The sequence below is a fragment of the Neoroseomonas soli genome, assembly GCF_018129065.1.
GTDB classification, from domain to species: domain Bacteria; phylum Pseudomonadota; class Alphaproteobacteria; order Acetobacterales; family Acetobacteraceae; genus Neoroseomonas; species Neoroseomonas soli.
This window is the reverse complement of sequence record NZ_JAAEDM010000015.1, coordinates 40,460-66,046: the sequence shown is the minus strand read 5'-3', so window position 1 is coordinate 66,046 and position 25,587 is coordinate 40,460. Positions and strand designations below refer to the sequence as shown.

At 69.7% G+C, this 25,587-nt stretch carries 33 protein-coding genes; 9 read left to right on the top strand and 24 right to left on the bottom strand.

What is annotated here, in order from left to right:
- Window positions 1-235 precede the first annotated feature (235 nt).
- Complete coding sequence (locus tag GXW76_RS08370; RefSeq protein WP_211861550.1) at window positions 236-883, top strand: hypothetical protein; 648 nt, start codon at window positions 236-238, stop codon at window positions 881-883.
- 133 nt (window positions 884-1,016) lie between these two features.
- Here GXW76_RS08370 and GXW76_RS08365 read toward each other — a convergent pair whose 3' ends face one another.
- A complete protein-coding gene (locus tag GXW76_RS08365; protein WP_211861549.1) occupies window positions 1,017-1,757 on the bottom strand; it encodes an SOS response-associated peptidase in 741 nt (246 codons plus the stop codon).
- A 277-nt stretch (window positions 1,758-2,034) separates the two neighbouring features.
- Between GXW76_RS08365 and GXW76_RS08360 the strand changes: the two genes are divergently transcribed.
- Both GXW76_RS08360 and GXW76_RS08355 read left to right on the top strand, forming a co-directional pair.
- Window positions 2,035-3,012 (top strand): hypothetical protein, encoded by a 978-nt coding sequence (locus GXW76_RS08360; protein WP_211861548.1) that lies wholly within the window; start codon window positions 2,035-2,037, stop codon window positions 3,010-3,012.
- On the top strand, window positions 3,009-3,593 hold the full coding sequence (locus GXW76_RS08355) for a hypothetical protein (RefSeq protein WP_211861547.1): 585 nt from the start codon (window positions 3,009-3,011) through the stop codon (window positions 3,591-3,593). Before GXW76_RS08360 ends, GXW76_RS08355 begins: the two co-directional genes overlap by 4 nt.
- 16 nt (window positions 3,594-3,609) lie before the next feature.
- Here GXW76_RS08355 and GXW76_RS08350 read toward each other — a convergent pair whose 3' ends face one another.
- The 11 genes from GXW76_RS08350 to GXW76_RS08300 all read right to left on the bottom strand — a co-directional run bounded on the left by GXW76_RS08350 (window position 3,610) and on the right by GXW76_RS08300 (window position 10,265).
- Complete coding sequence (locus GXW76_RS08350; protein ID WP_211861546.1) at window positions 3,610-4,116, bottom strand: thermonuclease family protein; 507 nt, start codon at window positions 4,114-4,116, stop codon at window positions 3,610-3,612.
- 226 nt (window positions 4,117-4,342) lie between these two features.
- Window positions 4,343-4,894: a hypothetical protein gene (locus tag GXW76_RS08345; protein WP_211861545.1), complete on the bottom strand. Its 552-nt coding sequence runs from the start codon at window positions 4,892-4,894 to the stop codon at window positions 4,343-4,345.
- Window positions 4,895-4,897: 3 nt separating this feature from the next.
- A complete protein-coding gene (locus GXW76_RS08340) occupies window positions 4,898-5,227 on the bottom strand; it encodes a hypothetical protein (RefSeq protein WP_211861544.1) in 330 nt (109 codons plus the stop codon).
- Window positions 5,228-5,307: 80 nt separating this feature from the next.
- Entirely contained in the window at window positions 5,308-5,892 is a 585-nt protein-coding gene (locus GXW76_RS08335; protein WP_211861543.1) for a hypothetical protein, read from the bottom strand.
- A 154-nt stretch (window positions 5,893-6,046) separates the two neighbouring features.
- Window positions 6,047-6,760 carry a hypothetical protein gene (locus GXW76_RS08330; protein ID WP_211861542.1) on the bottom strand — a complete coding sequence of 238 codons (714 nt, stop codon included), beginning with the start codon at window positions 6,758-6,760 and terminating at the stop codon, window positions 6,047-6,049.
- Between the two features lie 289 nt (window positions 6,761-7,049).
- Window positions 7,050-7,463 (bottom strand): hypothetical protein, encoded by a 414-nt coding sequence (locus GXW76_RS08325; RefSeq protein ID WP_211861541.1) that lies wholly within the window; start codon window positions 7,461-7,463, stop codon window positions 7,050-7,052.
- Window positions 7,460-8,158 carry a hypothetical protein gene (locus GXW76_RS08320; protein ID WP_211861540.1) on the bottom strand — a complete coding sequence of 233 codons (699 nt, stop codon included), beginning with the start codon at window positions 8,156-8,158 and terminating at the stop codon, window positions 7,460-7,462. The genes GXW76_RS08325 and GXW76_RS08320 overlap by 4 nt, the downstream gene beginning before the upstream one ends.
- Entirely contained in the window at window positions 8,155-8,604 is a 450-nt protein-coding gene (locus tag GXW76_RS08315) for an antitoxin Xre/MbcA/ParS toxin-binding domain-containing protein (protein WP_211861539.1), read from the bottom strand. The genes GXW76_RS08320 and GXW76_RS08315 overlap by 4 nt, the downstream gene beginning before the upstream one ends.
- Window positions 8,591-8,905, bottom strand: coding sequence for a hypothetical protein (locus GXW76_RS08310; RefSeq protein WP_211861538.1), 315 nt, complete (start codon window positions 8,903-8,905; stop codon window positions 8,591-8,593). The genes GXW76_RS08315 and GXW76_RS08310 overlap by 14 nt, the downstream gene beginning before the upstream one ends.
- Complete coding sequence (locus tag GXW76_RS08305; protein ID WP_211861537.1) at window positions 8,902-9,402, bottom strand: hypothetical protein; 501 nt, start codon at window positions 9,400-9,402, stop codon at window positions 8,902-8,904. Before GXW76_RS08305 ends, GXW76_RS08310 begins: the two co-directional genes overlap by 4 nt.
- Window positions 9,403-9,488: 86 nt before the next feature.
- Entirely contained in the window at window positions 9,489-10,265 is a 777-nt protein-coding gene (locus tag GXW76_RS08300) for a hypothetical protein (RefSeq protein WP_211861536.1), read from the bottom strand.
- Window positions 10,266-10,327: 62 nt separating this feature from the next.
- On the opposite strand from GXW76_RS08300, the gene GXW76_RS08295 reads away from it, so the two are divergent.
- Together GXW76_RS08295 and GXW76_RS08290 are read left to right on the top strand one after the other, a co-directional pair.
- The gene (locus tag GXW76_RS08295; protein WP_211861535.1) at window positions 10,328-10,612 is read left to right on the top strand and encodes a helix-turn-helix domain-containing protein; all 285 of its coding nucleotides are present in this window, start codon (window positions 10,328-10,330) and stop codon (window positions 10,610-10,612) included.
- A gap of 12 nt (window positions 10,613-10,624) precedes the next feature.
- Window positions 10,625-11,149 carry a hypothetical protein gene (locus GXW76_RS08290; protein ID WP_211861534.1) on the top strand — a complete coding sequence of 175 codons (525 nt, stop codon included), beginning with the start codon at window positions 10,625-10,627 and terminating at the stop codon, window positions 11,147-11,149.
- A gap of 30 nt (window positions 11,150-11,179) precedes the next feature.
- Here the strand turns inward: GXW76_RS08290 and GXW76_RS08285 are convergent, their stop codons facing one another.
- Complete coding sequence (locus tag GXW76_RS08285) at window positions 11,180-11,953, bottom strand: hypothetical protein (RefSeq protein WP_211861533.1); 774 nt, start codon at window positions 11,951-11,953, stop codon at window positions 11,180-11,182.
- Between GXW76_RS08285 and GXW76_RS08280 the strand changes: the two genes are divergently transcribed.
- Both GXW76_RS08280 and GXW76_RS08275 read left to right on the top strand, forming a co-directional pair.
- A complete protein-coding gene (locus GXW76_RS08280; protein WP_211861532.1) occupies window positions 11,940-12,407 on the top strand; it encodes a hypothetical protein in 468 nt (155 codons plus the stop codon). The genes GXW76_RS08285 and GXW76_RS08280 overlap by 14 nt on opposite strands.
- A 700-nt stretch (window positions 12,408-13,107) precedes the next feature.
- Window positions 13,108-14,196, top strand: coding sequence for a COG3904 family protein (locus GXW76_RS08275; RefSeq protein WP_211861531.1), 1,089 nt, complete (start codon window positions 13,108-13,110; stop codon window positions 14,194-14,196).
- A gap of 291 nt (window positions 14,197-14,487) precedes the next feature.
- On the opposite strand, the gene GXW76_RS08270 is transcribed toward GXW76_RS08275, so the two are convergent.
- The 11 genes from GXW76_RS08270 to phnF all read right to left on the bottom strand — a co-directional run bounded on the left by GXW76_RS08270 (window position 14,488) and on the right by phnF (window position 24,470).
- The gene (locus GXW76_RS08270) at window positions 14,488-14,862 is read right to left on the bottom strand and encodes a hypothetical protein (RefSeq protein WP_211861530.1); all 375 of its coding nucleotides are present in this window, start codon (window positions 14,860-14,862) and stop codon (window positions 14,488-14,490) included.
- Complete coding sequence (locus GXW76_RS08265) at window positions 14,859-15,434, bottom strand: hypothetical protein (protein WP_211861529.1); 576 nt, start codon at window positions 15,432-15,434, stop codon at window positions 14,859-14,861. The genes GXW76_RS08270 and GXW76_RS08265 overlap by 4 nt, the downstream gene beginning before the upstream one ends.
- A 304-nt stretch (window positions 15,435-15,738) precedes the next feature.
- Window positions 15,739-15,984 carry a hypothetical protein gene (locus GXW76_RS08260; protein WP_211861528.1) on the bottom strand — a complete coding sequence of 82 codons (246 nt, stop codon included), beginning with the start codon at window positions 15,982-15,984 and terminating at the stop codon, window positions 15,739-15,741.
- Complete coding sequence (locus GXW76_RS08255; protein WP_211861527.1) at window positions 15,981-16,427, bottom strand: hypothetical protein; 447 nt, start codon at window positions 16,425-16,427, stop codon at window positions 15,981-15,983. Before GXW76_RS08255 ends, GXW76_RS08260 begins: the two co-directional genes overlap by 4 nt.
- A 103-nt stretch (window positions 16,428-16,530) precedes the next feature.
- Window positions 16,531-18,420 (bottom strand): hypothetical protein, encoded by a 1,890-nt coding sequence (locus GXW76_RS08250; protein ID WP_211861526.1) that lies wholly within the window; start codon window positions 18,418-18,420, stop codon window positions 16,531-16,533.
- A gap of 503 nt (window positions 18,421-18,923) precedes the next feature.
- Complete coding sequence (locus GXW76_RS08245; protein WP_211861525.1) at window positions 18,924-19,535, bottom strand: hypothetical protein; 612 nt, start codon at window positions 19,533-19,535, stop codon at window positions 18,924-18,926.
- Window positions 19,532-19,852, bottom strand: a complete 321-nt coding sequence (locus tag GXW76_RS08240) for a hypothetical protein (RefSeq protein WP_211861524.1) — start codon at window positions 19,850-19,852, stop codon at window positions 19,532-19,534. Before GXW76_RS08240 ends, GXW76_RS08245 begins: the two co-directional genes overlap by 4 nt.
- Window positions 19,849-20,247 carry a helix-turn-helix transcriptional regulator gene (locus tag GXW76_RS08235; RefSeq protein ID WP_246514030.1) on the bottom strand — a complete coding sequence of 133 codons (399 nt, stop codon included), beginning with the start codon at window positions 20,245-20,247 and terminating at the stop codon, window positions 19,849-19,851. The genes GXW76_RS08240 and GXW76_RS08235 overlap by 4 nt, the downstream gene beginning before the upstream one ends.
- An 804-nt stretch (window positions 20,248-21,051) precedes the next feature.
- Entirely contained in the window at window positions 21,052-22,323 is a 1,272-nt protein-coding gene (locus tag GXW76_RS08230) for a tyrosine-type recombinase/integrase (protein ID WP_211861523.1), read from the bottom strand.
- Window positions 22,324-22,591: 268 nt separating this feature from the next.
- The gene (locus GXW76_RS08225) at window positions 22,592-23,734 is read right to left on the bottom strand and encodes an alpha-D-ribose 1-methylphosphonate 5-triphosphate diphosphatase (RefSeq protein WP_211861522.1); all 1,143 of its coding nucleotides are present in this window, start codon (window positions 23,732-23,734) and stop codon (window positions 22,592-22,594) included.
- 4 nt (window positions 23,735-23,738) lie between these two features.
- Complete coding sequence (gene phnF, locus GXW76_RS08220; protein ID WP_246514029.1) at window positions 23,739-24,470, bottom strand: phosphonate metabolism transcriptional regulator PhnF; 732 nt, start codon at window positions 24,468-24,470, stop codon at window positions 23,739-23,741.
- Between the two features lie 88 nt (window positions 24,471-24,558).
- Here phnF and phnG point away from each other — a divergent pair, with 88 nt between their 5' ends.
- Together phnG and phnH are read left to right on the top strand one after the other, a co-directional pair.
- A complete protein-coding gene (gene phnG, locus GXW76_RS08215) occupies window positions 24,559-25,014 on the top strand; it encodes a phosphonate C-P lyase system protein PhnG (protein ID WP_408904316.1) in 456 nt (151 codons plus the stop codon).
- Entirely contained in the window at window positions 25,011-25,586 is a 576-nt protein-coding gene (phnH, locus tag GXW76_RS08210) for a phosphonate C-P lyase system protein PhnH (RefSeq protein ID WP_211861520.1), read from the top strand. Before phnG ends, phnH begins: the two co-directional genes overlap by 4 nt.
- The last annotated feature ends 1 nt before the right edge of the window (window position 25,587 follow it).

The window sequence follows — 25,587 nt, the reverse complement described above, 5'->3', positions numbered from 1 at the left end:
CTTGCGAAAGCCGCGGATTTCCGCGGCTTTTTCTTTGCCGGGAATTCCGGCCCCATTGGCGGCCCCATTCAGCCCATCTGCCGCACCCAAGACGCCCGCCGGGCGTGCGCTACCGCCAGCGCCCGCCATGCTGGCTGACCATGCCGGCCATGGTGACAGCGGGCGACCTCCTATTCCCGGCTCATGCCTGGGTGTCCGCCGCGCCGGCATCCCGCCGGCCAGGAGGACCATCCCCGTGAAGTTGACCGACTTGCAGCGCGGCTTGCTCGAAGCCGCTGCCGCCCATCCCGATGGGCTGGTGTTGCCGCCCGCCGACATGGCGCCCGCCATCCGCACCATGACCGCGCGGCGCCTTTCCGCCGCCGGATTGGCCGGCGCCGCCCCGCTTCATGAGGCCGACCCGGCGGCATGGCACAAGGATGGGACCGGCTTGCGGATCACATTGGCGGGCCGGGAGGCATTGAAGCCCGATGCCGCGCCGGAAGCCCCGGCCGCCCAGGAAGGCGCCAAGCCCGCCCGGCGCCGCAAGGCCGCGGAAGCCGCCCCGCCCGATCAGGAAGGCGCCCCCGCCGCCCCGGAAGCACCCCCGGATGCCGCGCCCGCCATTGGCCGCCCGGCCGGGAAGCCGATCATCACCGGCAAGGCGATGATGGAGGCCGCGGCCAAGGGCACCCTGCCCGCCCCGCCGGACTTTTCCGCCGAGACCCACAAGCGATTCCGCAAGCGCCTCGCGGAACTGGTCGCCCTGGTCGAGGCCGGGGATCTGGAAGGGCTGCGGGCGGCGGTGATCAATCCCATCAGCAGCAGCCCGAAGGCTCTGGACCGCTACCGCAATGCCGCGATGGCCGCCTTGGAAGCCCAGGCCGCCGCCGCCAAGGCCTGAGGGCGCCGCGGCTCATGGAGGGCCGGCCGCCGCGCCGGCCCTTCCTCACGCCGGGCCGCCCCGCGCCTTCTGCCGCCTGCTGCATCCAGCGGTGCGGACAAGGGCCGCGCGCATGGATGGCCTGGGGATGACGTCACTCATCCGGCCCCGCCGGCAGGTTGATCGGCGCGAGCAGTTCCGGCCCGTCATTCCGCACATCCCCCACCCCCCTGCCGACCGCCCAGGCGCGCAGGTAGAAATCCGGCGCCGACACCATCAGGCCCGCGGCGGCGTCCGCATCCCCCCCGATCCAGGTTTCCACATCATCGTGCTGGACGATCACCGGCATCCGGTCGTGGATTCTCGCCAGCGACTCATTCGGCTCGGTCGTGATCAGCGCGATGGTCCGCAGGATCGCCCCATCCGGCGTCTTCCAGCCGTCCCAAATCGCCCCGACCAGGAATTCGTGGCCGTCGCGCCGCCCGATGGCCCAGGGCTGCTTGGGCGGCTTCTCACCCGACCATTCGTAATAGGCATCCATCGGCACGAGGCATCGGCGGCGCGCAAAGCAGTCCTTGAACATGCCCGAGGTCCGCACCGTCTCCGACCTCGCGTTGATCGGCTTGCGGGCCTGCTTGAGGTCCTTGGTCCATCGCGGGACGATGCCCCATTGCAGGGGATCGACCAGCAATTCATCCGTCTCGGGATTGTGGCGGATCGTCTCGATGGGCTGCGCCGGGCCGATGTTGAAGCGGTCCCGAGACAGCCGGCCATCCGCGTCGGCGCGTTCGCGCCCCGGCTTCGGCCGCCATTCCTCGCGGATCGAGCGCCAGTCCTCCGCGCGCATGGCGGCCCGCTCGGCGCTGGAAGCGTACTTGGCAAAGCGCCCGCACATCGCCCCGCCCCTACCGCGGCGCCAGCGGTTTGAAGGTGGGGCACAGCGGCTCCGGGCCGTGGCTGCGGTCGGTCATCCTGCTCTCCGCTGTTCGTCATCGCCGCGCCGGGCCTCGCGCGCCACCGCCTGGGGTCCATCGCCGGGAAGGCTATCCCGGCATCGTGCATTCTGCACGTCCACGCTGCATGATGAGCGCAGCCGCGCGAGGGGAAAGCACGTCGGCTAAGGGGGGATGTTGCGACGGCTCCTGAAATCTCGATGGACATGGGGTGCGCTCGTGACAGCCCTGGCGGCGGGTCTGGCGCTGCACTTTCCAGAGGCACGAACCAGCATCCTGACCTGGGTTCGCACGAAGGGCGACGAGGCAGGCGCCGCCTTGATCACGGTGCTGGTAACTGCCTTCGCCACCATTCTCGGCATCCTTCTGACCAACAAGGCCAGCGCGGATCGCGCACGCTTGCAGTTCGATCACGAACGGAAATCTGCCGAGCGGACGCAAGCCTACGATCTCAGGCGCGAGGCATTGCTGCAATCCGCAGAGACGCTCCAGGCTCGACTGGTCGCCCTCGGCACGGCGGCGCGCATGGACGTGTCCGAAATGCAGATCATCACGCTGACCAAGAAGCAAAGTGCCAGTCTCGCACGGGCTTACGCGGTTGCGAGCGACCAGACCTTCCTGACCCTGCATCGCGCCCAAGCCGCGTTGACCCTCGCGAGCGGCGAGGTCGTCATTCGGCATCGCATCTATGCGCGCGGCAAGGACAGCGCCGTGCGGACCCTCCAGGATGGGCTTGATCGGCTGCGCTCCGAGCGGGCGACCTACCTGCGCTGGCTTCAAGACCCAACCATGATCCGTGACCCCCGCGACCCAGTGGTGCAGAGGCTGCAAGAGCGCGTCAGAAACCTGGACGCCGCAGACATGCGCCAACAGGACTTGCTTCTGGCTGCTCAGGGGGAGTCCTTCAAGGTGCTTGCGGCGGTCGCCCACGCCATCTTGGATGCGGCCAAAAAGTGCGAGCCCGTTGTCATCGAGGCGATCATTGCGATCCGAAAGGATCTTGGAGTGGCAACGGACGAAGCCCGGCTGACGGCATCGCTTCGAGAGGATCTGGAACGGAATACGGCGAAGGCGCTTGGCCTACTTTCCCACATGGATGACTTGGTCAATTCGTTCTCGAACGCCACGACCGACGCGCCACCCGTGGATGGTCCGCCGAGCGGTGGCACGAGCAACGCCGAACGACCAAACTCGTGAACCCTCTGCCGCACCCGCCCTTCGACCCGCCCCGCGAGGCGCTGTTCATCGCTTTCGGCGAGTTCATGGAGCAATGGGATAAGGTCGAGCACCAGGCGATGATCCTGCTCGGCAACCTCGCTGGCATCCGCGACTTCAACTGCACATGGGCGATCTTCCACGCAGCGGGCGGATCGGAACGTCTGCGACGGATGCTCACGGCGCTTGCCGAAATCACACTGACCCCCGCCGGGCAGGAACAAGTTGAAGACCTGCTCGCGGCTTTGGATCGGGCGACCACATCGCGCAACCGGATCGTCCATGGCGTCTGGCGGGAACGGAGGCTGGTCGATGAAGTCGAGGACGACCCATCGGCGACCCACGAGCGCATGGAGATGTTCCGCGAGTATCAGCAGCCGGGCGTCCCCCTCGGGCACATGCCGCGGTCGAATGGTGACGAGGCCCGGCTACGGGATAAGCGCCAACGGTTCTATCTTGCGGACCTACAAAAGGAGCGAGACTACCTAGCGGCGCTGGCCAAACGCATGACGCACGAGCAGTCGGAGGTCTTGCGCGCCATCATCCCGCGCCGGCCTTTGTGACCCGGAGGCCGCATCGTCACCGCCGCGCCCCGACCGGCTTCGACCAGCCGGCCGCATCCATCGCCCGACCCACATCGACGCCGTTGCAGATCACATCGGCGACGATGCGGTCATAGGAGCGATGGTGCGGGACCAGCACGAGCGGGCAGCCCTGCGTGCGGCGCCGCAATTCCTCTCGTGCCGCCGCGTATCCCGGCTCGCCGCGCTCGACCGTATCGACGGAGCGGACGCGGATGCGATGCTGCGATCCGCCGCAGATGACGGTCAGGGTGTCGCCATCGGCCCAGGCGGTAGCGGTGCACCGCATCGGCTCGGCAGACATGGAGCGGGGCGGCTCGGTCCAGACGCCGCGGGGCGACGCGGCAGACGTGGCCGGCACTGCGGTGGCACCCGGAGCATAGGCCGGGCCATAGACCACCCGCGGCATGGGCTGGATGCGTGCCGGCTCCCGGAGGCCGAGGCCAACGAAGAGGGCGAGCGCCGCGGCGCCAAGTATCAGCCAGCGCACGGCGTCACGGCTCATTCATGGCGGCGGTTCTCCTGGGCGCTGCGCCGTCTGTTGGCCGATATGCGGCCACTGGCGCCAGCGGTTCTCGGTGCACGATCGGTATGCGCGCGGCGCATCGGATGCTGCACGCGGGGCCGCCGTGGCGCCACCCGGCCTGACTACGGCGTCGCCGGCAGCGACCGAGGCTGCTCGACCCAGGCGGCGCACAGCAGGATGGCGCCGGCGAGAGCGACGGGGCGCGTCAGTCGCGCGTGTGGCGGGGATCAGGCGGCCCGGCGGTCGCGCCCGAGCGAAGCCGGTTGACAGCCCGGCGCTCGGCGAGCGGGCGCCCTCGAATGTCGAGCCCGCGCCCCGCGCGGATGGCGCCCATCCCAAACACGTTGTCGAGGAGGAAGGGGCCAGCGGCATCCATCCGCGCGAGCCATTCCAATTCCTCCGCGATGAGCGCCGGCTTGGTCGGCCCGCCGGGGTCGGCATGGCAGCGCGCCACCTTCTCGAAAAGCAGGAAGCGTCCGCACTCGGCGAAGATGCGCGGCCCGCGCTTGGTCGTGTGATGCTCACCGCTTTGCCCCCGGCGCGGGCCGATGCGCCAAGCCTCGCGAAGCCGGCCGATGGTCGCGGCGCTGCCGACATAGAAGCAATCGAGGTCTCGCGGATCGCACGCAGCGTAGAGCGTGAAGGCGACGGGCGGCGGGGCGTCGGGGAGGCGAAGTTTGCTTCCGTGATTGGCGCGGCCGGTCGATCTCACCTCGCCGATGCAGCGCCAGCCTTCCGCCTCGGGCAGTCGGGCCATGGCCTACGCCCTCCCCGCCCCGGTCTTCGCCCGCCGGGCCATGAGATCGCGCAGCGGGTCGGGCAGCGGGCCGGAAGGCGGAGGATCGTCCCGGCCTTCATCACCGCCACCCCCGCCATGCCGACGCAACAGGTCCCGCATGCCGGCGACCGTACTCACCATATCGGCGAGTTCCGCCCGCGCCGCCTCGATGCACGCCGACTGCTCGGCCAGCGCCCGATGTGCCTCATCGAAGGCCCGCGTCAGTTCCGCCACGGCGCGGGCGCGGCGGCGCGCTTTGGCGACCCTGCCGATGATCCAGAGAGCGATGGCGGTGATAAGGAGGACTTCCATGTCGCAAATCTCCCCGGCGACTGCGGCGCGGTTGTGGTGCCCCATGGTGCCATTGTCCGCCCGAAGGATCGCGGCGCGGATTACCGGCCCCTCGACACCGGCACGGTCGGGCTGACGCGGGCATTCTCCGAACTGGCCTCAACGGGCGCCGCCGCCGGGGCGGCCGCTATTCGGGCGCAGATCGCCCGCGTTACCTGCAAATCGCGCGCATCGTCTCGGGCTCGGAGCGCGCCGCGATTTGCCTGCGCGGCCATACGCGCGCGATCCAGCGACGGGCCGAACCCGTTGAATGTCCACGAGGACTTCGCGCAATCGAAGGTCCAGACCTGATATTCGCGCAACTCCGTGTCGGGCTTGTCGCCACGAAGGAACACACTGTCGAGGCTGGTCGGCCGCCAGCGCAGGATGACATGATCGAGGCCGCTGGCCTGGCGGTGCTCCACAATTCGATAAGCGCCCCCAAGGCTTGCCGGCAGCACGTATTGCCGCGCGCCGTAGAGTTCGATTGATCGAAGGCTTGGCGTGATGGTCTGGGCCGGCCTTGGAATGTGGAATTCGTCGGCTTCAAGCGGCAAGTGCCGTTCGGCTGGAGACCCGCACGCATTCAGCCCGAGCAGGAAAGCGACAACTACAGGCGCGGTTGAAATGGATCGACGGTGCGGCATGGCGCGATTTTCTCTTGGACGCGCATGAAGCGCGCGCCCGGTTTATCTACAGGCCGGCGCAGGCTGCGGCCATGTCGAGGGATGCGCGGCCCGCCCTGCGCACGGCTCGGGCCAGGATCAGCAACAGCGCCTGGACGGCCAGGGCTTCCATGCGTCAGCCCCCGCTTTCGTGCACAGCGCGCACCTTCGCAATCGCCGCTTCCCAAGACGGGCGCGCAGGGATGTGGTTGCAGCCCGGCGGTGCCAACGCGTAGGCCGCGACATGCGGGAGGCGGAGCCTGCGCATGGTTCGCTGCGCCTTAGAGCCGAAGGCAACCCATGTGGCATGCGACAGAAGGTGAAACTGGCGCGTCAGGTATGTTTCCGCGCACGGGTTGCTGTCCGACTTACCGATCTCCTCAGGGACCGAGCAAAGCCGCGCCTCGGTCTGCCAAACCCGCCGCGCCTTTTCCTCAGACGAAGCGCCGGGGAAGCATTGCTCGATGAACCATTCCACGTTTCGGTGGAAACGATCACCGGCGAATCCCTTCTCGTTTGCGCCGCTGCGGCGGCTGGCTGAATGGGCCGTGGTGGCCGCGATCAGGGCCGCGGGCGTCGTCGCGCCGCTGAAGTCCATGTCGGCGTAGGGATGGCCCGGCTCTGCGAACACCATCACGAGGCGCACCTCCTCAAGCGCGCCTGTCGCGCCGAGAAAGCCGCGCGGAATGTGCCCTCGGGCCGGATTCCAGACTGCATCCTTGCACCGTCCGCCCTGGGTGCAGAAGTGCGGACACGGTCCATAGGCAGGGGCCAGAGCGTTGACCAGCGCAGGATTCGGCGCGTCGGCCTTTCCCGCGGCCCCGGACTGGGTTGTGGTGGTGAAAGCCATCGTGTCGGCGCCTCCATCGCGCCGGGTGGGAGTAAGGTGACAGGCGGCGGTTCCACCGCTCCCCAATCCCTACGTCTCCTAGCACCAGCGCCGCGGCGAATGCGTGGCGCCCGATCAATCCGTTGGCGTGACATGGCGATGTTCCAGATGCACGCGCTGCATGATATGCGCGAGCATCAAGCCGGCTGGCGGGCGATCCTGGCCTTGCGGGCGATGCGACCGAGGATCGCCGAAGGTAGCGACCTTCCTAGTAAACGGGACGGCCCTGCAGGACGAGGCAGCGCGGCCGTCAGCGACCGGCGGCGATCAGCCCCCGGGCGATGGCTGCGGCCTCGCTAACAGTGATGACCGACCCGGCCTTCCCGCCTTCGGACAGGCACAGCCGGCCGGCGCGATCCACGACCAGGATGACCGTCTTGCTGCCGAACAGTGCGCAGACCGGGATGCAGCCCGGCGGCGCGTTCCGCTGCGGGATGCGCTCCCACCCGCGGGCGACCTTGCTCTGACGCTCGCGGCTCGCGATCTCGTCCGCAGCGCGCTGCCACGCCGCCGCCTGCGCCGCATTCGCGCCGGGCGGCAGGACGAACCGGACGGGGCCGCGCTCGGCCTCGACCTGCCGCGCCGCCCAATCTCGCGCCCGCTGGCCCGCGTGGGCCGCCTGCTCCCGGCTATGACGCCGCAGCCCTTCGACTTCGCCATTCATGTCTCGCTCTCCTTGCCCATGATTATCCGCCGCGCCGTCGCCTCGCCGCCGCGAGCGACCACCAGGTCGTAGGCCGCGCCGAGCGGGTGAACCCTGACCGCGGCGGCGCGAAAGACCACGATCCGGCCGTCAGCCGCCAGGACGCCATCGAGCCGGCCGGCGGCCGCAATGCGGCCTCCCATCCGGCGCGATAGGGGCGCGGCCTCGGGGCCGGCGAGCAAGGCCGGACGGTCGCGCGCCTCCCTGGCATCGAGGAAGCGGCCTCGCACATCGGCCGGCTGCACGCGCCATAGGCCCCGAATCTCGGCCATGCCGGCGGCGAGAACCTGCGCATGAAGCCCGGCGGCGGTCGCGGCCAGGGCGTCCCCCGGATTGGCAAAGGCAATCCAGGCCGCGACGCCATCGGCCACCCAGGGCAGGCCGGGGATGAAGGCGACGGCGGCCATGGCGGCCTCGACAATCCGCGCATGGCCGTGTGGCGTTTCCGTCAGGCCGAGGCGCGCGCGGGGCGAGGACATGGCGGCCAGAGCCACGATCGCCTGCGGCACCGATCTGGCCCGGCTCGCGACGGCCGGCACCGCGACCAATCGGTAGGCCACGCCCGACCAGTCCACCAGCGGGTGGGTGATGGAACGTACCACCGGCGCCGCGAGAGGGAGGGCGAGATCGACGGCGCTGGCGGCGACGGCGCTCATGCGATCACCAGCCGAACCGGCGCCAGCCGAACCGGCGTAGGCTCGCCCACTTCCATCGCCGGGAAGGTGCCGCCCCGCATCGCATCGAGGACAGCGCGCGTCGCCAGCAATCCGCGCCGGCCGTCCCGCTGCATGATCGCAGCCGGCGCGTCTCCCCCGAAGGCGATCCCGGAATTCCGCCGATGAAGCCACTCGCGCCCCTGCTCGGCGCCCAGGACCACGACCAGGGCGCGATGCAGCCCGATCAATGCGCCGATCGTGTGCAGCGTCAGGGAGTCCAGGCCGCCGGCCGGAACCGTGGTGGCGCCGACCACGGCATCGAGGTCCAGGCCCAGGGCTTCGGCGATGAAGGCCGCCTCGGCCAGCGCCGCGGGCGACCACCGTTCGCAATCGCCGGGCGGGATGGGCGCAAGGCCGGCGAGGTCGGCGGGATCAGCCGTCATCATCGACGCACCGTTCCAGCCAGTGCAGGAGTGTCGCCATGGTGTCCGTCCTGCGCCGGAGAAGAACATCGCGGCGGGCCTCCGCGGCGGTGGCGGCCGGGGCGACCAGCGCGGCGGCGTTCGCCGTGCCAGCCGCGACAACGGCCGCGACCCCGGAGATTGCACGATCAACGCGCTTGCGTTCCTCGCGTGCCAGCGCGCCGACCGCTTGCAGAAGCGCCTCGCTCTCGCCGCGCAATTGCTGCTTCGTCTCGCGGACCAGCATTCCCGTGGCGATCACCAACTGCTCGATATCCTGGCTCATGCGGATGCCCCTTTGTCGGCCTTGCCCGCGCCCCGCCGCCGCCGCGCCTCGCCCGCGTCTTCCTGCAACCCGTCGACCAGCACGCGCCGATAGTCCGCGGCGTGGATGCGATGACGCTCGCCCTGAAGGTGGCGCGCGATCCCCAGGCACCGGACGGACGCCGCGGCGAAGGCGTCGGCCAGGGCTTCATGCTCGCGCTCGATGATCCCGGCCGCCGTCGCGTCGCCCGTCAGCAGCGGGAGCAGTTCCGCCGCATCGACCAGCAATTCGCGGACCTCGGCATGGCCGCTGCCATTGGGGTTTCCCGCAGGCACGGCGGCGGCATCGCCCGCCCGAAGCGCGGCGGCGCAGGCGGCGAAGGCGTCGGCTTGAAGGCGAAGTTGCCGCTCGGCCGCGGAAAGGGTCTCACGGCTTTGGCCGGGCCGGGTGCTGGCCGGGTCCGCTTCGTGCCGGCGAAGGATCGCCTCGGCCTCACGCGGCAGCAGCGGCCGGTCCATGCCCCATTCCAGCGCGGCCCAATCGCCGACCTCATCGAGCAGGACGTCCAGTTCACCGAGGGTCGGCGGCGCGGCGGCTGCGTTGCTCATGCGACGGCCCGCCCCTGCTCGGCGCGCCATGCGGCGGCGGCCGCGCGCATCTGATCGTCTTCCCAGCAGTTGATGGACGCCTCCCGTCGCCACGCCCGCATCCATTCCTCCTCGCTGGGCTGCCGACCCAACGGGGGCGGGATGGCGACCGCCGAGACAGCGCATGCAACGAGCGCGGTCCATACACCGAGGCCCGGCGCGTCTTGCGGCCAGCGGAGCGGATCGTAGCCGCCCGGCAGCGCCCGCCCCGTCCATCGGTGGTGCAACTCCCGCACAAACGCGCCGAAGCCCGCCGGCTCTTCGCCCGGCCGGCGATCCGGGTCCGTCGCCAGCGCCGCCGCCGCGCCGGGGCCGAGGCTGGCCCAATGAGCAGCGTGGCAGGCTTCATGCCCCGCGATGACCGCCCACACCTCCGGCGACAGGCCACGGATGCGGAAGTCAGATCCGGGGCCGGCGACGTGATCCAACGCCATGCCCTCGGCGCCCGCGGCCATCATCACGACGCGGCCGAATGGCGAGCAAGACCCGAAGATCGCGCTACTGCCCCACCAGCCGGGCGGGCAGACGCGGGCGCGATGGACCGGGCCGGGCATCGGGATCTGGGCGACGCCGAGAACGTCGCGCATCACGCCCATCAGGATGCGATCCTGCGCCTCGATCATCTGGCGCGTGTCCGCGTCGAGCAGTTCCGGCGGCGGCGGAATCCGGCAGTTGGCGCCGAAGGTGGCGACAAGCGGCGGCGCGGTTTCAGCAGCAGCGTTCGGGGCGTCCATGCGACCGGGATAGACCCGCGCGGCGCGTCGCCTCGCGATGTTGTTCGCGTGATGACCGCGGTATGCTCCACGTCATGCAGCCGCCCATGCCGCGCGTCGCTCTCGGTCGCCTCCGCTTCGCCGACCTCGTGCGCGAGGGACGCTCGCTGCTCGACCTCACGCAAGCCGAACTCGCCGCGCGGTCAGGCGTCAGCCGCGAGGCCATCGCCCGGTTGGAAGCAAACCATGGCGGGCTGCCGGTGCGCGACCTCGAAGCCGTGCTGGCCGCGCTCGATGCTGGCGGCGTGGCGCTTGGTCCCGATGCCCGGCCGGACCTGCGCGATGCGCCGCAATGGGTGTCGCGCTGATCTCATCAGGCCATGGCCCTGGCGATGCACTATCCCGCCGCGGCCACGCTCAAGCGCAAGGGTTCCAGCGGTTCTTTGGCGGCCAAACATCAAGGCGTGTCGGCGGAACGCCTCTCCCGCGCCCGCGCCGTCCTGCGTTGGTCGCGCGGCACCGCCGAGGCCGCCATCGTCGCGCTGATCGTCAGCAAGAACACGGCGCGCCGCCACATGTCGAAAGGCCAACTCGCGATGGCCCTGGCGATGCACTTCCCCGAGGCCAAGCGCGGGCGAGGGAACAAGGACGAGGCCGCAAAAGGCGAAGCCGCTTCGCATTTTACGCCGCGCCTTTTGCAACAGGCCCGCGCCGTCCTGCGCTGGGCGCGTGGCACGGCGGAACAGGTGATGGCCGGCACCATCAGCCTCGATGAAGTTCAGCCCCTCGCCCGCAGCGCGTCCAACGCCCTGGCCGCCGCCGCCTTCATCCGCGCGGCTTCATCCCGCGCCTGCTTCTCGCGGCGCTCGGCTTCATCCGCCCGGCGCCGTTGCTCGGCTACCTGACGAACCAGCGCCTCATGCGCCGCCTCGCGCTCACGCCGCCCTGGCCGCAACGCCGTTCCCCTTCGGCTTCATCGCCCCGACCGCGACGGCTTCGAGGCTTCTCACCGTCTCCCGCAGCGCGGCGACCTCGCCTTCAAGCGCAGCGTGCCTGCTCGATAGATCGACCACGATCTTCTCAAGCCGCGTGACGTGACACCGAAGGTCCGGTTTCGGCTGCGGCGGCTTTGCCAGCGGCGACGCCACCAACATTCGGACGTGCCGATTCCACGCCTGCCGGTTCGTCGCCGGGTGCACCAACTTCTCGCGGGTCGCCTCGGGCAGCGCGTCGCGCCACGCAATCACGTCCTCATGGTTCGCCCACAACCAGCACGCCGATGATCGGTCGGACTCGCTGATGGCACGAAGGCCCGGACGCCGGTCGAGCCATACGGTCCACGGCCGGCCAAGGTGCGTGAGCGATGTTCCATGATGCGCGGCCAGTTGCGCCTTTGCGGACGCGAGGGCTTTGCCGATCAGCAGCCAGGATTGGAAGTCCCGACGCTTGCGCTGGTGGATCATGGCCGCGAGTTGGTCGGCCTGGTCGAACAACCGAAGCGCATCCTTGCCGAAATTGACCGGCCCATCGGCGCCCGCGCGCATCCGCCGGGGCGGCGCGGCTTCGGCATGATCGCGGGGCGCGGCGGCATGTTGGCTCACGGCGCGACCATATGCGCGGAAGCGCGGCGAAGGAATCCTTTCGGCTTCCATGCCGCGGTCGCAGCGCCGTGCGGCCGGTGGCATCATCGGCGCCATGACGAAGCGCATTCGCCTTCCGCATCCGCCGGAGCATCGCTCACTGAACGCCGCTGCCCGCGCGGCCGGGATCGACGGCGCCACCGCCGCGGGCCGCGTCCATCGCGGCTGGACTCCCGAGCATGCAGTCAGCACGCCGCCGATCTCGCCCGAGAGGCCGGTGAAGGTCGGAGATCGCGTCTTTGCATCGCGCGCGGAGGCGCTCGCCGCGGCCGGCTTGGTCGAAAGCACCATCCGCGCCCGCATGGCGCGGGGCATTTCCCGCGCCGACGCGCTCGCCATGGGCAAGCGCCCCTCCGGTCGCCCCCCCGGCGCGATCCGCGAGGCAGCGCTCGCCGCCGGCCTGCATCCTTCCGTCGTGTGGGGCCGCCTCCGCATCGGCTGGTCGCTGCCGCGCGCTTTGTCGGTCGCGCCGAAGCGATACCGCACTCGCCGCCAAGCCGCTGCGATCACCGAGGGCCGATGATCGAAGGCCCGCGGCCCCCGCAAATGGGAATCTCGCGGGCAAGGAAAATCCGGTCCCAGCGTCCGGTTTGGCGCATACCCGCCGGCTGTCCCATCCCCCCCTCTGTCCCAAGGGATGGCCCGGTCCATGGGGCTGCAACCGGTCGCTGGATCAGGGACGGGGCGAGGCGTCGCTACACGTCCAGACGGCGCGCCGCATGCGCGAGGCGGCGAGGTAGCCGGCGCGGTCCATGGGCTGTCCTGCGCGGTGGGCTGCGTAGGCTCGGCGTCAGCACTCACGCGGGGGGGCGATCGCGCTTGTCCGTTGCGCCTCGGCCGAACTCGCAGCGCCTCGCGCCGTTTCCCGTCCGCAGGCCGACACTCCGCTTCCTCGCGCTTCACCCGTCGGGAGCCTTGCGCGGGTCAGCCGCAATTGCGAGCTGGCCGTCGCAAAGGCTGAGAGGACTGCGATTGGGCTTGCGCGCTACGGAGTTCTTTATCTACCTCCGTGCATCGATCGCCTAAGAGAGAGTGAAATGCCCTTACCCGCGCGGCTCTCCCTGCCACGCAGTATCGTTGCGGCCGTTCTCCTTTTGGCGGTGACCGTGCTGCCTGCTACCGCCCAGACAGACCCGCCAGCAACACCCGCACCATCAACACCAATGCGCTTCGCATGGGCGCACAATGGGGGAAACTGTGCGAATTGCAGTTTCGTCTCCGCCGTGGGGCGGATCACCTCTGAAACGCCCGCCGATTTCCGCCGATTTGTGAGCGACAACCCTCAGAACTACAGCGGCGTGACAGTGTATCTGCACAGCCCTGGTGGCTCGCTCACCGGCGGCATGGAACTCGGTCGCCAGTTCCGAGCCAACGCGGTCAATACCGTCGTAGGCCACGTTGTACGCCTGACCGATCCCAACGGTGCCCCGTTCGCCTTCGCCCAGGGCGCCGAATGCATGTCCGCGTGCGTTTTCGCTTTCGCCGGTGGTGTGCGGCGCTATTACGATCCCGTCGGCGGCGTCCCTCCCCGATCACCGCAGTGGGTCGTGAGCGACTACAGCCGACAGATCCTCGGCGTGCACCAATTCTACCGGTCGCCTGGCACGCCGGGATCAAGCGCCGGACGGGGCGGTCCACAGCGAGATGCGGACACCTACGACCGCGGCTTGTCCGATGCCCAACAAATCAGCGGCCGACTCGTCGAGTATCTCGCGGTAATGGGCGTTCACGCCCGACTTCTTGATTTAGCGGCCCGGACCAGCCCTGACACTGTCCGTGCCCTCACCAGAGCTGAGGCCTTTGGCATCGGTCTGGCGAACGACCCAGCGTCAGCGCCGCCGTGGACCATGACCCCTTCCGCTGGCGGACTTGCCCTCCGAACCAGGATCATCGTTAACCAGACAGCCGTCGTGGCGGAGATCGCGTGCGATCACCGCAATCCGGCCGGGTTGAGGGCACGGCTCTTGATCAATTCTGACCTTCGCTACCTGGCGCGGGGCGGAACTGCCGCTGACGTAAATCGTGTCCTCGCATCCAACTACGGCGGCGCGATCTGGAGCGAACCGTATCCCGCCCCGCGACCTCAACGCTGGCCGGCTCAGACGCGCGGGTTTCGATGGAACGGCTCTCAAGTCGAGGTTGAGGTCAGCCTCCCGGCGCCTGTCGCAAGAGCCCTCGCTGCAGGCGAAAAAATGGACCTATCTTTCGAACTCCCCGGCTTTATCTCCAGATCGCTTCCCCACATCGAACTTGCAGCACCAGAACTAGCTGAAGCTCAGCAACTGCTGCTGCGCAATTGCCCCTCGCAATAAGTGCCGGGCTGGCCCGCCCTGGAACCGCCTTCGTCGGGCAACGTAGGGGTTAAATAGTTCAGGGCGCTGAACTGCGTTGCGCGCGGTCGGGCATCAAGTTGCGACCGTGATTGTAGCGCAGCGCGAAGTCGCGGGAAGCGAGGGCGACCCGCATGGACGCATGGGGCGCGCGCTGGCGGCCTTCGGGGGCCGGCCCGCATCGGCGGGGCGGCGGGATGCCTAGGCGCCGCGTGGCGGCTTCCCCGCATGCGGGAAGCGGCCTTCTGGTGCGGGGGCGGAAGGGGGCCGGCGCTACCCGAATTGGTCGGGCGGCTTGATGGGGGCCGGGCCGGAAGCGTTGCTCGATCGGTCTTCCACCCGTGGCGCCAGCGCGGCCGCGACGAAGGGCTCAAGCGTCGCCGGGTCAGCAACTATCCGATCGGCAGCCAACAGGAGACCGGCGGCCGCGATGGCGGCGTCGCGATCATTAACGGTCGATCGGCCCTCGAAGATTCGCGATGCTGCTCGAATGCGCGCCTGGATGATGAGTGTCGAGAGGTGTTGAACAGCGCCCTCGTCGCAGCCATCCGAATACAAGGAATAGAACGAGGCATCGTCAGCCCGCATTTGGTTTGCAACGGCTTCTGCGAGTTGCCTGATGCCGGGCGGGATGGCGGGCGAGGTCATGTCGATGTTCCTTCCAATCCTCGTGGAGATGGGGACGGCATGGGGCATGCCCGCGTCTCCGCGATGGGCCTCGCGGCCAACGCCATCTTCGACCACGCATCGACATTCGCAGGATCGCGAACCGCAGCCGCCGGCACATAGGAGCCGCCAGCATCACACTTCATGCATGCGCGAACCTCCTCCCGCGTCATCACCGAGAAGGACCATGCGCTGTTGAAGCCGGGGGCTTCGTTCGCGCCGAAAACGTAGATCTGTGCCGGCACGTCTGGCACCGCCCCATTGACCCGTGTCGCGCTGCTGTCGATCACGAAAAACTGCCCGCGCTTCCGCGACGCCTTCACCTGAACGGAGACAGGTTCGTAGCCGGCCTTGCGCGCCATGATGTCGATACCGGGGAAGGTGGACGATGGCATCATCGCGGCGAACCAGCCGGCGTTGGTCAGATAGGCGGCGACGGCAAATTCCGCCGCAAGACCAACGTTGTCCTCCTTTCGCATTGACGTCGCGGCCCTCGTCGCGGTCGCGGCGGGCTTGGCGCCGACCTCGGGCAGGGGTGTGGTTGTCTCAGCCATCGTGTCGGGGCCTCCAAGCGCCGGTTGCGGTCGTCAGGGCCAGGGCGGCGGCTTCCGGCCGCTTCCCTCCCGCCCTCGCGACGCAGGCGAAGTGCCAGGGCGCCGGGGGCGATCCGCGGCGACCGTGTAGCACCAGCTGCGGCGCCATCGCGTTGGCGTAGGTCAAATCTCGCGCGGATCAGGTCATGCAGTCCGTGCATATGCGGCGAACCCGACCATGCTGCGCGGGAATGCCGCTGGGCGGCTTTTGGATGGCCGGGGCGGGGATAGCGGGCGAGGCGCGAGACGATCTCGGCGACGCGGCTCATTGCTTCCGGCTCCCGAGCGCCGCGCCGCATATCGCGCCGAGAAGGCCGACCGGAAGACGGTCGAAATCGCGCCCACCAGCGACCCATTGCTCGAAAGCCTTGCGCCTCGCCTTCGGACACGCGAAGGCTGCCGATGGGTCTGCCGGCTCGCCAAACACGTCGAGCACAAGGTCTGCGTCCGCACCCGCCGGCGCATCATCGAGCGGCAGCCCGAACAGGCCAAGGCGCGTCGCGTCGGTCATGGCTTCGTTCCGCTGCCCGGCGATGCGCCGGCGGTCGCTGAAAGATGCGCTCGACCAGCCGCCGCGACGGCTTCAGTGGTCGCGCCGGGTTGGGCGATCATCTGCTCGAATTGCTCATTCGGCAGGGCGGCCATGGCAATGAAGTCGGCTGCCTCCTGCGCGGATACGCCGGGATTGGCTGGCATAGGCGGCGGCGCGTCCTGCTTCGCGGGCGACGGCTGCTTGCGGCTTCGCATCTTGCGCATCAGGGAGTCGATGCGCTTCTCGGCGCGAAGGCGGATGCGGACGGCCATCGCCTCTGGGGCCGTAGTGGCGGCCTGTTCGCAGTAGAGCTTAATGGCGCGGATTGGATCGGTCTTTGCGATGGCGGCGATCTCGTCGCGTTCGTAGACATCGCGGATGGCGTCGCACATCTGGTGGTATGTGAATCGTGTTTTGCTCATGGCGTGGCGCTCCCTTCGGTGGTGGTGATGATCCGGTCGCCCTCGATGCGGACGCCCGGCAGATCGGCGAGCGCCTGACGGACGGCCCGGCGCTGCTCCCGGCTCATGGCGACGCCCTCGCGCCGGCTCGAAGCCGCGCCCGGTGCTCATGCCAGCCGCGATGCAGGCCCGCCGCCATCGGATCGGGCGGCGGCCATCGTGGCGGGCTGGCGCGCCGCTCCCCATGCCAGGAGGGCGAAAGCCCCGCCGATGCATCGACAGCGCGATCCACCGTTGCGCGCGGCGCGCAATTCGGCCGCGTTTTTCCGGGGAAGGCAGGAACGATAGATTTCCGCAGTGGGGCAGGCGCAGGAGCGGCGGAAGGCGGCACCGGAAGCGGCGCATCGGCGGCGACAAGCGCGCCCACGCTATTCATATGATGGCGCGCTATGTTTGCATGGTCCGTTGCCGCCGCCCTGGCCTTCGCAAGCCGCCCCGCTGCCGTCCTGATCGACACCTTCGCCAGCCTTGCCACGCTCGCGGCCGTCACGCGCTCGCCCCACACGTTCAGCCGCTTGATCGCGCCCTCCACGTCTGCGTCGGTCCTGTTCCGCTGCGTCGCGGCCCCTTGCGCGCGGCCCGCAACTCGCGCGGCGCGCTTTTCCGCCTCGGTCTTGGGTGCGCTTCGGATGCCGACGCCCGGCTCATAGTTCAACGGCATCCAGTCCGTGATGCTCCGCGCCGTGGCGACGGCCTGCTGCTCCGTCTCGGCGGTGTCGCACAGCATCCCGGCGATGGCCTCGCGGCACCACGACAGGACCAGGCCGAACGGAACCTTGGGCGTGCCGTTCGCATCCGCCCAGGCGTAGGCTTTGAACCGGGCGTAGTTGAACATCGTCATGTTGCGCGTGCCGACCATGGCGCTTGCCGGGTCCGGGAGCGTCCGCGGCACGGCGACGCCCTTCGGCCGGGTCGGGCTACGCTCGGGGCTTTCATGCGGCGGCGCGGCGTCAGCCCATTCCATCGGCGCGGGCTCGGCGGCGCTGGCATCGCCTCGCCAGCCAGCCACCGCCGGGCGCTCTTGATCGAGCCACCCAAGATCGAGGTCGCCGCCGCCCTCATTGACCAGCCGCACGCCTGCATCGGCGATGGTCCAGCCGGGAGCGCCATCAACGCATGGCGGGGCGGTGAAGATCAGCCGCCCGCGGTGCATCACGGCGAGGTCGATCACGGTGCGCCATTCCCGGCCGACCATGCGGCCGGACCCGTCGCGCGCGATGCGCGCCATCGGCGCGGCCAGCCCGCGCGCCTTCGTGGCGCGGATGATGTGGCGCCGGAGCGCATCGACCAGCGCGGGATGCGAGACGCGGATATAGCCATGCGAGGCCGGGCCGGGCCGGCCGCCGGGCGCGACGGCGCGGGCAGAGGATGATCGCGCTTCCACCCGCTCGCAGGCGTCGAGACCAGGCACCACCGCGGCGAGGAATTGCACGCGCTCGGCCATCGTCATCGCCGCCCATTCGCTCGGCATACCGGGCCAGTTGTCGGCATCGAGCAGGACAAACCCGCTATGGTCGATGCCAGCGGCGAGGCGGGCGGCAACCGGGCCGAACGGCCCTTGATGGACCCCATGCGGCGCATCCGGGCCGAGGCGCGGCAGCATCCGGCGTAGGGTGTAGCGATTGACCAGATCGAAGGTGCCGAAGGCCGGCGCATAGAGGAAGGCGTCGAGCATGAGGCAGTGGTCGGGCTTCTCTGACAGTTCCGACAGCAACTCGCCAATGTCGCGCAGATCAGCGACCTCGATCGGGTGACAGACGCCGGCCCGGATCGTGGCCGCGGCCTTCTTGGTCGCGCGCCCGTCCGCATCGACGGCGAAGACCTTCTGCACCACGTCCGGGGTGGTCGCGCGAATGGCGGTGACGATGCCTCCGCCAGACCGGGCGGAACTGAAAGGCGATGCGTTCCATGGCAAGCGATAGGCCGGAACGCCTTGCTGCAGGTCGATGAACACGGCGCGCGTCCTTCATGGACGGCTGGCGCCTCGGGCAGAGGATGGATTATGCTCGCGGCGATCCCCGGAAAAGATCGCGCTTGCTTGGTCCTGTTCTTCCCCTGCTGATGCACCAGCGGGTTAAGACGGGATCAAGTGGCTGCGCGCTCGGAGGCGCGGCGCAGGATGCGGTGCTGTCGGATCATCGGAAAACCCCTTCGCTTCTACCGGGCCGGACCATTCCGACGCGGCGGCCAGCCCGCTTGCTTGCGGATCTGCGTTGTGGGGTTCTCCGGTATTCAGTTTGCGCGTGGCCGCTATGGCCGCGCAAGCCAGTCTTTTTCGCCATTTCGATCATCGCGTGCGCGCCCTCGCCGCATCGATCTGCGAGAGCGCATCGACCGCGCTGCCATGGCCGGACAAGGCGTCGATGACCGCCTCTCACGCGCCGCGGTCCCGGTCGCGGACTTCCGCTGTGTCGAGGCATCGCGCGCACGCAAACGCCAGCCGATCGACGGCGGCGTTCATGGCCGTCTCGCCGCATCAATCCGCGCAGAAGTAGCGGCATGCCATACCTGACGGGCTTCGGCGGCACTCATCCGGCCGCGTTCGGCTAACGCATGCGCTACGGCGTCGATAGCGTAACCCTCTCGTTCCACCAGGGCGGAGGACTGCGCGCGCCACAGCGCGACGAACGCATCCATGGTGTCCCTATGGCCGCACGCCGCCCGGTCGGCGAAGTCAGCAGCGTTTCGTTCATCGGCACCCCAACGGTCCCGATCAGTGCGCCAGCGCTCACGCTCGGAGAATAGTTTTTCAGCAGCCGGCCCTGCCATCGAAACGATGCCGCGGGCCATCACCCAGCGGCTTGGCATGTCAGCGCCGCCCAGGCATTCGGGAGGCTTTCCCATGCGGACTATGCCGGCATGATCAGCGCAAGGCACGATGCTGACGCTCCGAAATGAGATCCCCAAAACCAGAGCGGCGACTACGTGCCCAGCCTCGTGGACAGCGACGCAGCGTTGCTCGGCCACATCATCATCCTCGGCGACGTGCAACGCGGAAGCCATCAGCGGGATGGTCCCACTAGTGACGTTCAGGCAAATGGTGCGTGCGGCCTTCGGGGCGTCGCTCATACGAGCGCCTCCGCCTCGATCAGCCGCCGAGCCGCAGCCGCATACGTGTTCCTGTATCGCGGCGGTTCGCCGCGATAGATGTCCTCGAGGATGCCATGAACGGCATCGCCGACGCTGCCCGGAAGGATGTCGCCGCAGCCCCGCATCCTGCGCAATAGATCAATAGGTTCGATAGGCCCCTCGTCTCCGATCTCAACGAGCGGCAGCTGTTGGCCGCGGCGCCGGATCGCGATGAAGTAGATTACTTCGGCAAAGGCGTCGCGCGCATCGTAAGCCACGACGATAACAGGACGCCTGGAAACCCGGGCAGCGCTCATGCTCCGCCCTCCGCGGGGCCGCCGAACACGCCGGGCGGGGTCGCGTTCTTTCGCGGCCTTCCCCGACGGCGCTTCATCGGCGGGCCGCCGTTGTGCCCGACCATGGACGCATAAGGTTCAGGCGTGGCGGGCGGCGCCTTGTCGATTCCACCTTTCTCGACGCGCGCGATGATCCATGCGTCGATATCGTGCTCCAGCCATCCGCGCGCCTGCGGCGAGATCATAAATCCAGGCGGCGCACGACCTTCCGCAATGTGGCGATACCACTGGCTTCGACTACAGCCCGTCCGCCCCTCTTTCCCGTAAACATCCTCGCCTCGGAGTATTCGCAGGCCGGACGGCATCGCGCCGCCCGCCGGCGTGCTGGTGGTGGCGCTTGGCGCCTGCTTCGACATTGGGGGAATGCCCTTCCGCTTCGATGCTTCAAGGCCCCCCATTCTAGGCATCGTAAGTGTACCGAAAACAACTTTCGAGGAACACTCAGCGGGAATACTCAGGGGGCAAAAACGGCAGATTTCCGCGGCTCTGAGTGTTCCCGAAATTCCGCCCGCGCGGGAATACTCACGCCGGGAACACTCACGCCGGGCCGCCCTTCCGCCCCTTCTCGGATGCCTTCGGCCCCCACGCCTGCTGATGGATGGCGCGGATCGTCTCGCGCTTCATCAACCCGCGGAATTTTGACCATACCTCCTGCCACGAGGGCGACCGCGCATCTGGGTCGCGGGGGTCGCGCTTGATGCGGCGGCACCACGCCAAGTAGGCGGCCCGCCCTTCCGCTAGCGATAGATCGTCCTCCCCCCGCCGCGGCCTTCCGCGGGCCGGCCGGGATGGCGCCGCCGGGGCCGCCGCCGGGGCCGCCATAAGCGCCGCCTGGGCCGCCGCCGGGCGGAAGCGCAACCCAGCCCAAGCGCGCCCCCCGCCCTCGGCCCTGCCGGCTTCCACATCAAGCCCCATGCCCGCCCATGCCGGCGGGGGGATCATCCGCCGGTCGCCGCCATCATCCGGCCAGCCTTCCGCAAGCATCGCACCCTCAGCCAGCGCGGCATGAAGCCGGAACCGAAGGGAGTCCTCGATACCTTGCCGTGCCATCCAACAAGGCGCCGGATTATCCTCCGATGGCGCGAGATTCTCCGCCGCCCGCCACTCCCCTGCTTCCTCGGCCGATGCAAGCGACCACATCGCGTCCCACGCGGTCAGCATCACGCCGCGCCCCGCGCGATCTGGACGACATTGCCACCGGGCTGCGCCGCGCCATCGCAGGTGATCGCCCAGGCATCCATCAGCACGCGCCGCCGCTCGAACAGGTCGGACCGCGCATAAGCCCGCTCGGTCGCGCTTCCCATGGCATGAGCCAGCGCGGCTTCCGCGATCTCCCGCGGATGGCCGGCATCGCCACACCAATCTCGGAAGGCCGACCGCATCCCATGGGGCGTCGCCTTCTGGCCGGCTTCATCCCGCCAGCCGACGCCGCCCGCCTTGGTCGAGCCGGCATCCATCCGGGTCAGCAGCGCCAGCAGCGCCGCATCCGAGAATTCCGCGCCCGTCCGGCTGTTCGGGAAGATCAGGCCCTGCGCCGGCTTCACGCCGCCCTTTGGCAGCATGGCGCGAAGCAGGGCGACGGCCGGCGCGGATAGCGGAACACGGTGCGCCCGGCCCGCCTTCATGCGCGCCGCCGGTATCGCCCATATCGCCGAATCAAGGTCGATCTCGGACCAAGTCGCACCGCGCGCTTCGCCGCTCCTGCTGGCCGTCAACACCACCCATTCGAGGCATCGCGCGGCGTTGCCAACCTCATCCCGGAGCGCCGCGATGAATTCCGGGATGCGCGACCAGGGCAGCGCCGGATGGTGCCTGTTCCGCGTCACCTTTCCGGGCTTGGCGAGCAGCGTCCGGATCGCCCCCCGCCACGCGGCGGGGTTCAGCCCATGCGGACGCCAACCCGCCGCCATGGACCATTCGAGAGAGTGCTCAAGCCTGCTTCGGACCTTCTGCGCGAGGACCGGCTTCGAGGACCAGATCGGCGCCAGGACCGAATGCACATCATCGAGGGTGATGCCGGCGGGATCGCGCGCCAGCAGCCCTGCCGCATGATCCTCAAGGCTCCTGCGAAACAGGGTCGCCGTCTTCGGGCTTCGCCATGCCGGGCCATGCGCGGCGATGTAGCCCTCGACCGCATCCTTCAGTGTCCGGCCCAGCGGCGCGGCCTTGACGGCCTGCACCTGACGCCGCGCTTCAATCGGGTCCACGCCGGCGGCGACCTGCAACTTCGCCTCCGCGGCGCGCCGCCGGGCTTCGGCCAAGCCGACCTCGGGGTGACCGCCGTGTCCGATCTCGCGGTAGCGCGCGCCGACCTTGATGCGCTGCACCCACTTCTTCGCGCCGGTGGGACTGACGAACAGCATGAGGCCGTCGCCGCGGCCATCGGAGTAGCGGCCGGGTCGCGCGGCCTTGATCTGGACTTCAGTGAGCATTTCGGGCGGGGCTTTCCTTCCTGAGCGGCCCCATCCGGCCCCATTGGCCGCGCCGGGATGCGGCGGGATGGCTTGGGATGGATGGGGCCGCCAGTTGGCCGCCTATGCCGCGGAATTCAAGGGATTTCAGGGATGCGTTGGCACATTATGGGAACCATCGGGACGCCCGCTGCGCGCCTACTCGGGGAGCCAAGCCCATCCTTCCGATCGGGAGATCACGCCGGGGGCGGTCGCAGCGATGCGCCGCCCCCGACGCGCGTTCCGGCGCTCAGCGCCGCAGCCGAACCGCCGCTCCAGGCGCCAGCCAGGCCAGGCCGCCGCCGGCGAAGACCGCGACCGGCGCCGCCGTCGCCGGATCCACGACCACCACATCCCCGCGCAGGCCAGGCGCCAGCCGCCCGCGATCCGCCAGGCCGCAGGCCTCGGCCGGATTCGCCGACACCAGCGCCCAGGCCCGCGGCAGGTCCAGCACGCCCCGCCGGACCATGGCGAAGGCGGCTTCCAGCATCGCCGGCCAGACGTAGTCGGAGGCAAGCACCGTCACGAGGCCACGCTCGGCGAGTGGCGCGGCCGAGGCCCAGCCGAGATGGCTGCCGCCGCGCACCACGTTCGGCGCGCCCATCACGACATGCTCGCCGGCCGCGCGCGCATCGGCGGCGACCTCCTCGGCCATCGGGAACTCGCAGATGGTTGCGCCATGCGCGCGGTAATGCGCGCGGTCATCGAGCGTCGCATCGTCGTGGCTGAGCATCGGGATGCCCGCCGCCTGCGCCGCGGCGGAAAGGCGCGCGCGCGCGGCCGGGACCTCGTAGCGCCGCGCGATGACCGAGTCGGCAAGCGCGCGATAGGCTTCCGCCTTCACCCCGGCGCGGCCGGCATACTTCGCGACCTGCACGGGGTCGCCGAGCTTCTTCACGATCGCCGGCGTGTGGTCGTTGAAGCCGAGCAGGTGAACGCTGCCATCCGCGATGCCCTCGAGCGCCTCCTCGAGCGCATCGAGATTGTCGGCCTCGAAGCGCAGGTGCACGCGGAGGTCCGTCGCCGCGTGCGCGCGCGCGGTGGGCAGCGCCGCCTTCAGCGCGCGCCAGGCGCCCAGCGAGCGCAGCCCCGGCTCCCAGGACAGCGTCACGCCGAGATAGGCCGTGGTGATGCCGCAGGCGATGAGCTGCGCCGCCGAATCGCGCAGCGCGAGCGGAACCGGCAGGTCAACGCCCGGCCGCGGTTGCAACTGCCGTTCATGCGCGTCGCCATGGATGTCGACGAGGCCGGGGAGCACCAGCAGTCCGGAGGCATCGAACCGCGCCGCGCCGGGCGCGGGCGCCTCCGTCACCAGTCCGCCCGCCAGCGCGAGTGCATCCTTCGCCAAGGCCCCGTCCTTGAGGACGGTGCCGTCGGTCAGTGTCCAGTCCATGCCGTCAGGGCTCCACCACGAGTTGCACGCGACCCGCGGCATAGACGGACTGGGTCCAGTCCACCGGCTGCCCGGCCGGATCGACATTGAGGGATTCGGCGACGAGCACCGGGCGCGAGCGCGACTGCTGCAGCAGTTCCGCCTCCTCCGGCGTCGGCAGCCGGGCGGTGATGCGCGAGGCGCGCCGCCGGTAGTCGGGGATTCCGCAAGCCTCGAGCGCCGCGGTGATGGAGCCGCTGCGCTCCAGCGCCTCCGGTGCGGCCGCGCAGCGCGGTAGGGGAAGGTAATGCGCGCCGAGCACCACCGGCCGCCCGTCCGCCAGGCCCAGCCGATCCACCCGCAGCACGAGCCTGCCGCGACGGATGCCGAGCGCCTCGGCGAGCTGCGTCTCCGCCTGGATCTCCGAGATGCGCAGGATGCGCCCCGCCGGTTCGCGGTTCTGTCCTCGCACGAGTTCGGAAAAGCGCGTGCGGGCCCCAAGGCGGTAATCCACCACGTCCTCGGCGACGAAAGCGCCGCGGCCCTGCTCCACGCGGATGAGGCCGCGCGCCTCCAGGTCCTCGAGCGCACGGCGGACGGTATGGCGGTTCACGCCGAAACGCTTCGTCAGCACCGCCTCGGTCGACAGGCGCTCACCGCCGGCCTTGCCGCCACGGGAGATCTCGCCCTCGATCGTGGCCGCGATCTGCCGCCAGAGGGCGATGCCCTGCCCGCGCGCCAGCGGCGCGTCTGTCATCGAAACTTCAACCATGCCTGACCAAGTCCATGAGATATCCGCATGGACTTTGTCGCGCGGCGGATGTCTAACTGTCTAGACAAATTCGATGGACCACATGATCACCGCCGACACCGAGAAGCGACGCCGCTGGATGGCGGTGCTCGCACGCGCAGCCGCCGACGAGATCGCCGGCCTGCTCGCCACCCTGCCCCCCCTTCCCGCCCATGAACGCCTGCGCGCGCCGGAGACGGGGCTGGTGATGGTGCGCGGCCGCGCGGGCGGGGATGGCGCACCCTTCAACCTCGGCGAGATGACGGTGACACGCTGCGCCGTGCGGCTCGGCGATGCCGTGGGGCATGGCTATGTGGCCGGGCGGGACAAGCGTCAGGCGGAACTCGCCGCATTGCTCGACGCCGCTCTCCAGGACCCGGCGCGGCGCGATGCCCTGATGGAAGGCGTGATCGCGCCGCTCGCCACCCGCCAGCAGGCGGCGCGGGACGCCGAGGCGCGCAAGGCCGCCGCCACGCGCGTGGATTTCTTCGCCATGCAGACGACCCGATGACCATGCTGACCGCCGGCTTCGCCGATCCCGTCCTCGACGCCCAGGCCACCTTCCGCGCGGTGCTGGAGGCGGTGAGCCGCCCCGGGCGCATCCAGCGCGCGGGCGGCGCGCTGAACCCTCCTGCACCTCTGAACCAGGCCGCCGCGGCGGTGCTGCTGACGCTGGCCGATGCCGATACGCCACTCTGGCTCGATGGCGGGTCGGCCGCGGAGGCGTGGCTGCGCTTCCATTGCGGCGCGCCGGTCGTCGCGCAACCGGGCGCGGCCGCCTTCGCGCTGGCGACGGGAATGCCACCCGCGCTGGCAGCCCTCGCCCAGGGCACCGAGGAAGAACCTCAGGGCGGCGCGACGCTGGTGCTGCAGGTCTCGGACCTTGCCGAAGGTGAAGGCTGGCACCTGACCGGCCCCGGCATCGAGCATGAACACCGGCTGCGCGTGACCGGCGCGCCCGAGGGCTTCCTCTCCGCCTGGGTGGCGAACCGCGCCGGCTTCCCCTGCGGCGTGGACGTGGTGCTCTGCGCCGGGGACCGCCTCACGGCGCTGCCGCGCACCGTCATGATCGCGGAGGGCTGAA

Bases quoted from the DNA above. Each gene is read 5' to 3' on its own strand.
- GXW76_RS08365 (WP_211861549.1), bottom strand. From the start codon at position 1,757: ATGTGCGGGCGCTTTGCCAAGTACGCTTCCAGCGCCGAGCGGGCCGCC.
- GXW76_RS08350 (WP_211861546.1), bottom strand. From the start codon at position 4,116: ATGAGCCGTGACGCCGTGCGCTGGCTGATACTTGGCGCCGCGGCGCTC.
- GXW76_RS08345 (WP_211861545.1), bottom strand. From the start codon at position 4,894: ATGGCCCGACTGCCCGAGGCGGAAGGCTGGCGCTGCATCGGCGAGGTG.
- GXW76_RS08340 (WP_211861544.1), bottom strand. From the start codon at position 5,227: ATGGAAGTCCTCCTTATCACCGCCATCGCTCTCTGGATCATCGGCAGG.
- GXW76_RS08335 (WP_211861543.1), bottom strand. From the start codon at position 5,892: ATGCCGCACCGTCGATCCATTTCAACCGCGCCTGTAGTTGTCGCTTTC.
- GXW76_RS08330 (WP_211861542.1), bottom strand. From the start codon at position 6,760: ATGGCTTTCACCACCACAACCCAGTCCGGGGCCGCGGGAAAGGCCGAC.
- GXW76_RS08325 (WP_211861541.1), bottom strand. From the start codon at position 7,463: ATGAATGGCGAAGTCGAAGGGCTGCGGCGTCATAGCCGGGAGCAGGCG.
- GXW76_RS08320 (WP_211861540.1), bottom strand. From the start codon at position 8,158: ATGAGCGCCGTCGCCGCCAGCGCCGTCGATCTCGCCCTCCCTCTCGCG.
- GXW76_RS08315 (WP_211861539.1), bottom strand. From the start codon at position 8,604: ATGATGACGGCTGATCCCGCCGACCTCGCCGGCCTTGCGCCCATCCCG.
- GXW76_RS08310 (WP_211861538.1), bottom strand. From the start codon at position 8,905: ATGAGCCAGGATATCGAGCAGTTGGTGATCGCCACGGGAATGCTGGTC.
- GXW76_RS08305 (WP_211861537.1), bottom strand. From the start codon at position 9,402: ATGGACCGGCCGCTGCTGCCGCGTGAGGCCGAGGCGATCCTTCGCCGG.
- GXW76_RS08300 (WP_211861536.1), bottom strand. From the start codon at position 10,265: ATGGACGCCCCGAACGCTGCTGCTGAAACCGCGCCGCCGCTTGTCGCC.
- GXW76_RS08295 (WP_211861535.1), top strand. From the start codon at position 10,328: ATGCTCCACGTCATGCAGCCGCCCATGCCGCGCGTCGCTCTCGGTCGC.
- GXW76_RS08290 (WP_211861534.1), top strand. From the start codon at position 10,625: ATGGCCCTGGCGATGCACTATCCCGCCGCGGCCACGCTCAAGCGCAAG.
- GXW76_RS08280 (WP_211861532.1), top strand. From the start codon at position 11,940: ATGACGAAGCGCATTCGCCTTCCGCATCCGCCGGAGCATCGCTCACTG.
- GXW76_RS08285 (WP_211861533.1), bottom strand. From the start codon at position 11,953: ATGCGCTTCGTCATGGCGCCGATGATGCCACCGGCCGCACGGCGCTGC.
- GXW76_RS08270 (WP_211861530.1), bottom strand. From the start codon at position 14,862: ATGACCTCGCCCGCCATCCCGCCCGGCATCAGGCAACTCGCAGAAGCC.
- GXW76_RS08265 (WP_211861529.1), bottom strand. From the start codon at position 15,434: ATGGCTGAGACAACCACACCCCTGCCCGAGGTCGGCGCCAAGCCCGCC.
- GXW76_RS08260 (WP_211861528.1), bottom strand. From the start codon at position 15,984: ATGACCGACGCGACGCGCCTTGGCCTGTTCGGGCTGCCGCTCGATGAT.
- GXW76_RS08255 (WP_211861527.1), bottom strand. From the start codon at position 16,427: ATGAGCAAAACACGATTCACATACCACCAGATGTGCGACGCCATCCGC.
- GXW76_RS08245 (WP_211861525.1), bottom strand. From the start codon at position 19,535: ATGAGCGACGCCCCGAAGGCCGCACGCACCATTTGCCTGAACGTCACT.
- GXW76_RS08240 (WP_211861524.1), bottom strand. From the start codon at position 19,852: ATGAGCGCTGCCCGGGTTTCCAGGCGTCCTGTTATCGTCGTGGCTTAC.
- GXW76_RS08235 (WP_246514030.1), bottom strand. From the start codon at position 20,247: ATGTCGAAGCAGGCGCCAAGCGCCACCACCAGCACGCCGGCGGGCGGC.
- GXW76_RS08230 (WP_211861523.1), bottom strand. From the start codon at position 22,323: ATGCTCACTGAAGTCCAGATCAAGGCCGCGCGACCCGGCCGCTACTCC.
- GXW76_RS08225 (WP_211861522.1), bottom strand. From the start codon at position 23,734: ATGGACTGGACACTGACCGACGGCACCGTCCTCAAGGACGGGGCCTTG.
- phnF (WP_246514029.1), bottom strand. From the start codon at position 24,470: ATGACAGACGCGCCGCTGGCGCGCGGGCAGGGCATCGCCCTCTGGCGG.
- phnG (WP_408904316.1), top strand. From the start codon at position 24,559: ATGGACCACATGATCACCGCCGACACCGAGAAGCGACGCCGCTGGATG.
- phnH (WP_211861520.1), top strand. From the start codon at position 25,011: ATGACCATGCTGACCGCCGGCTTCGCCGATCCCGTCCTCGACGCCCAG.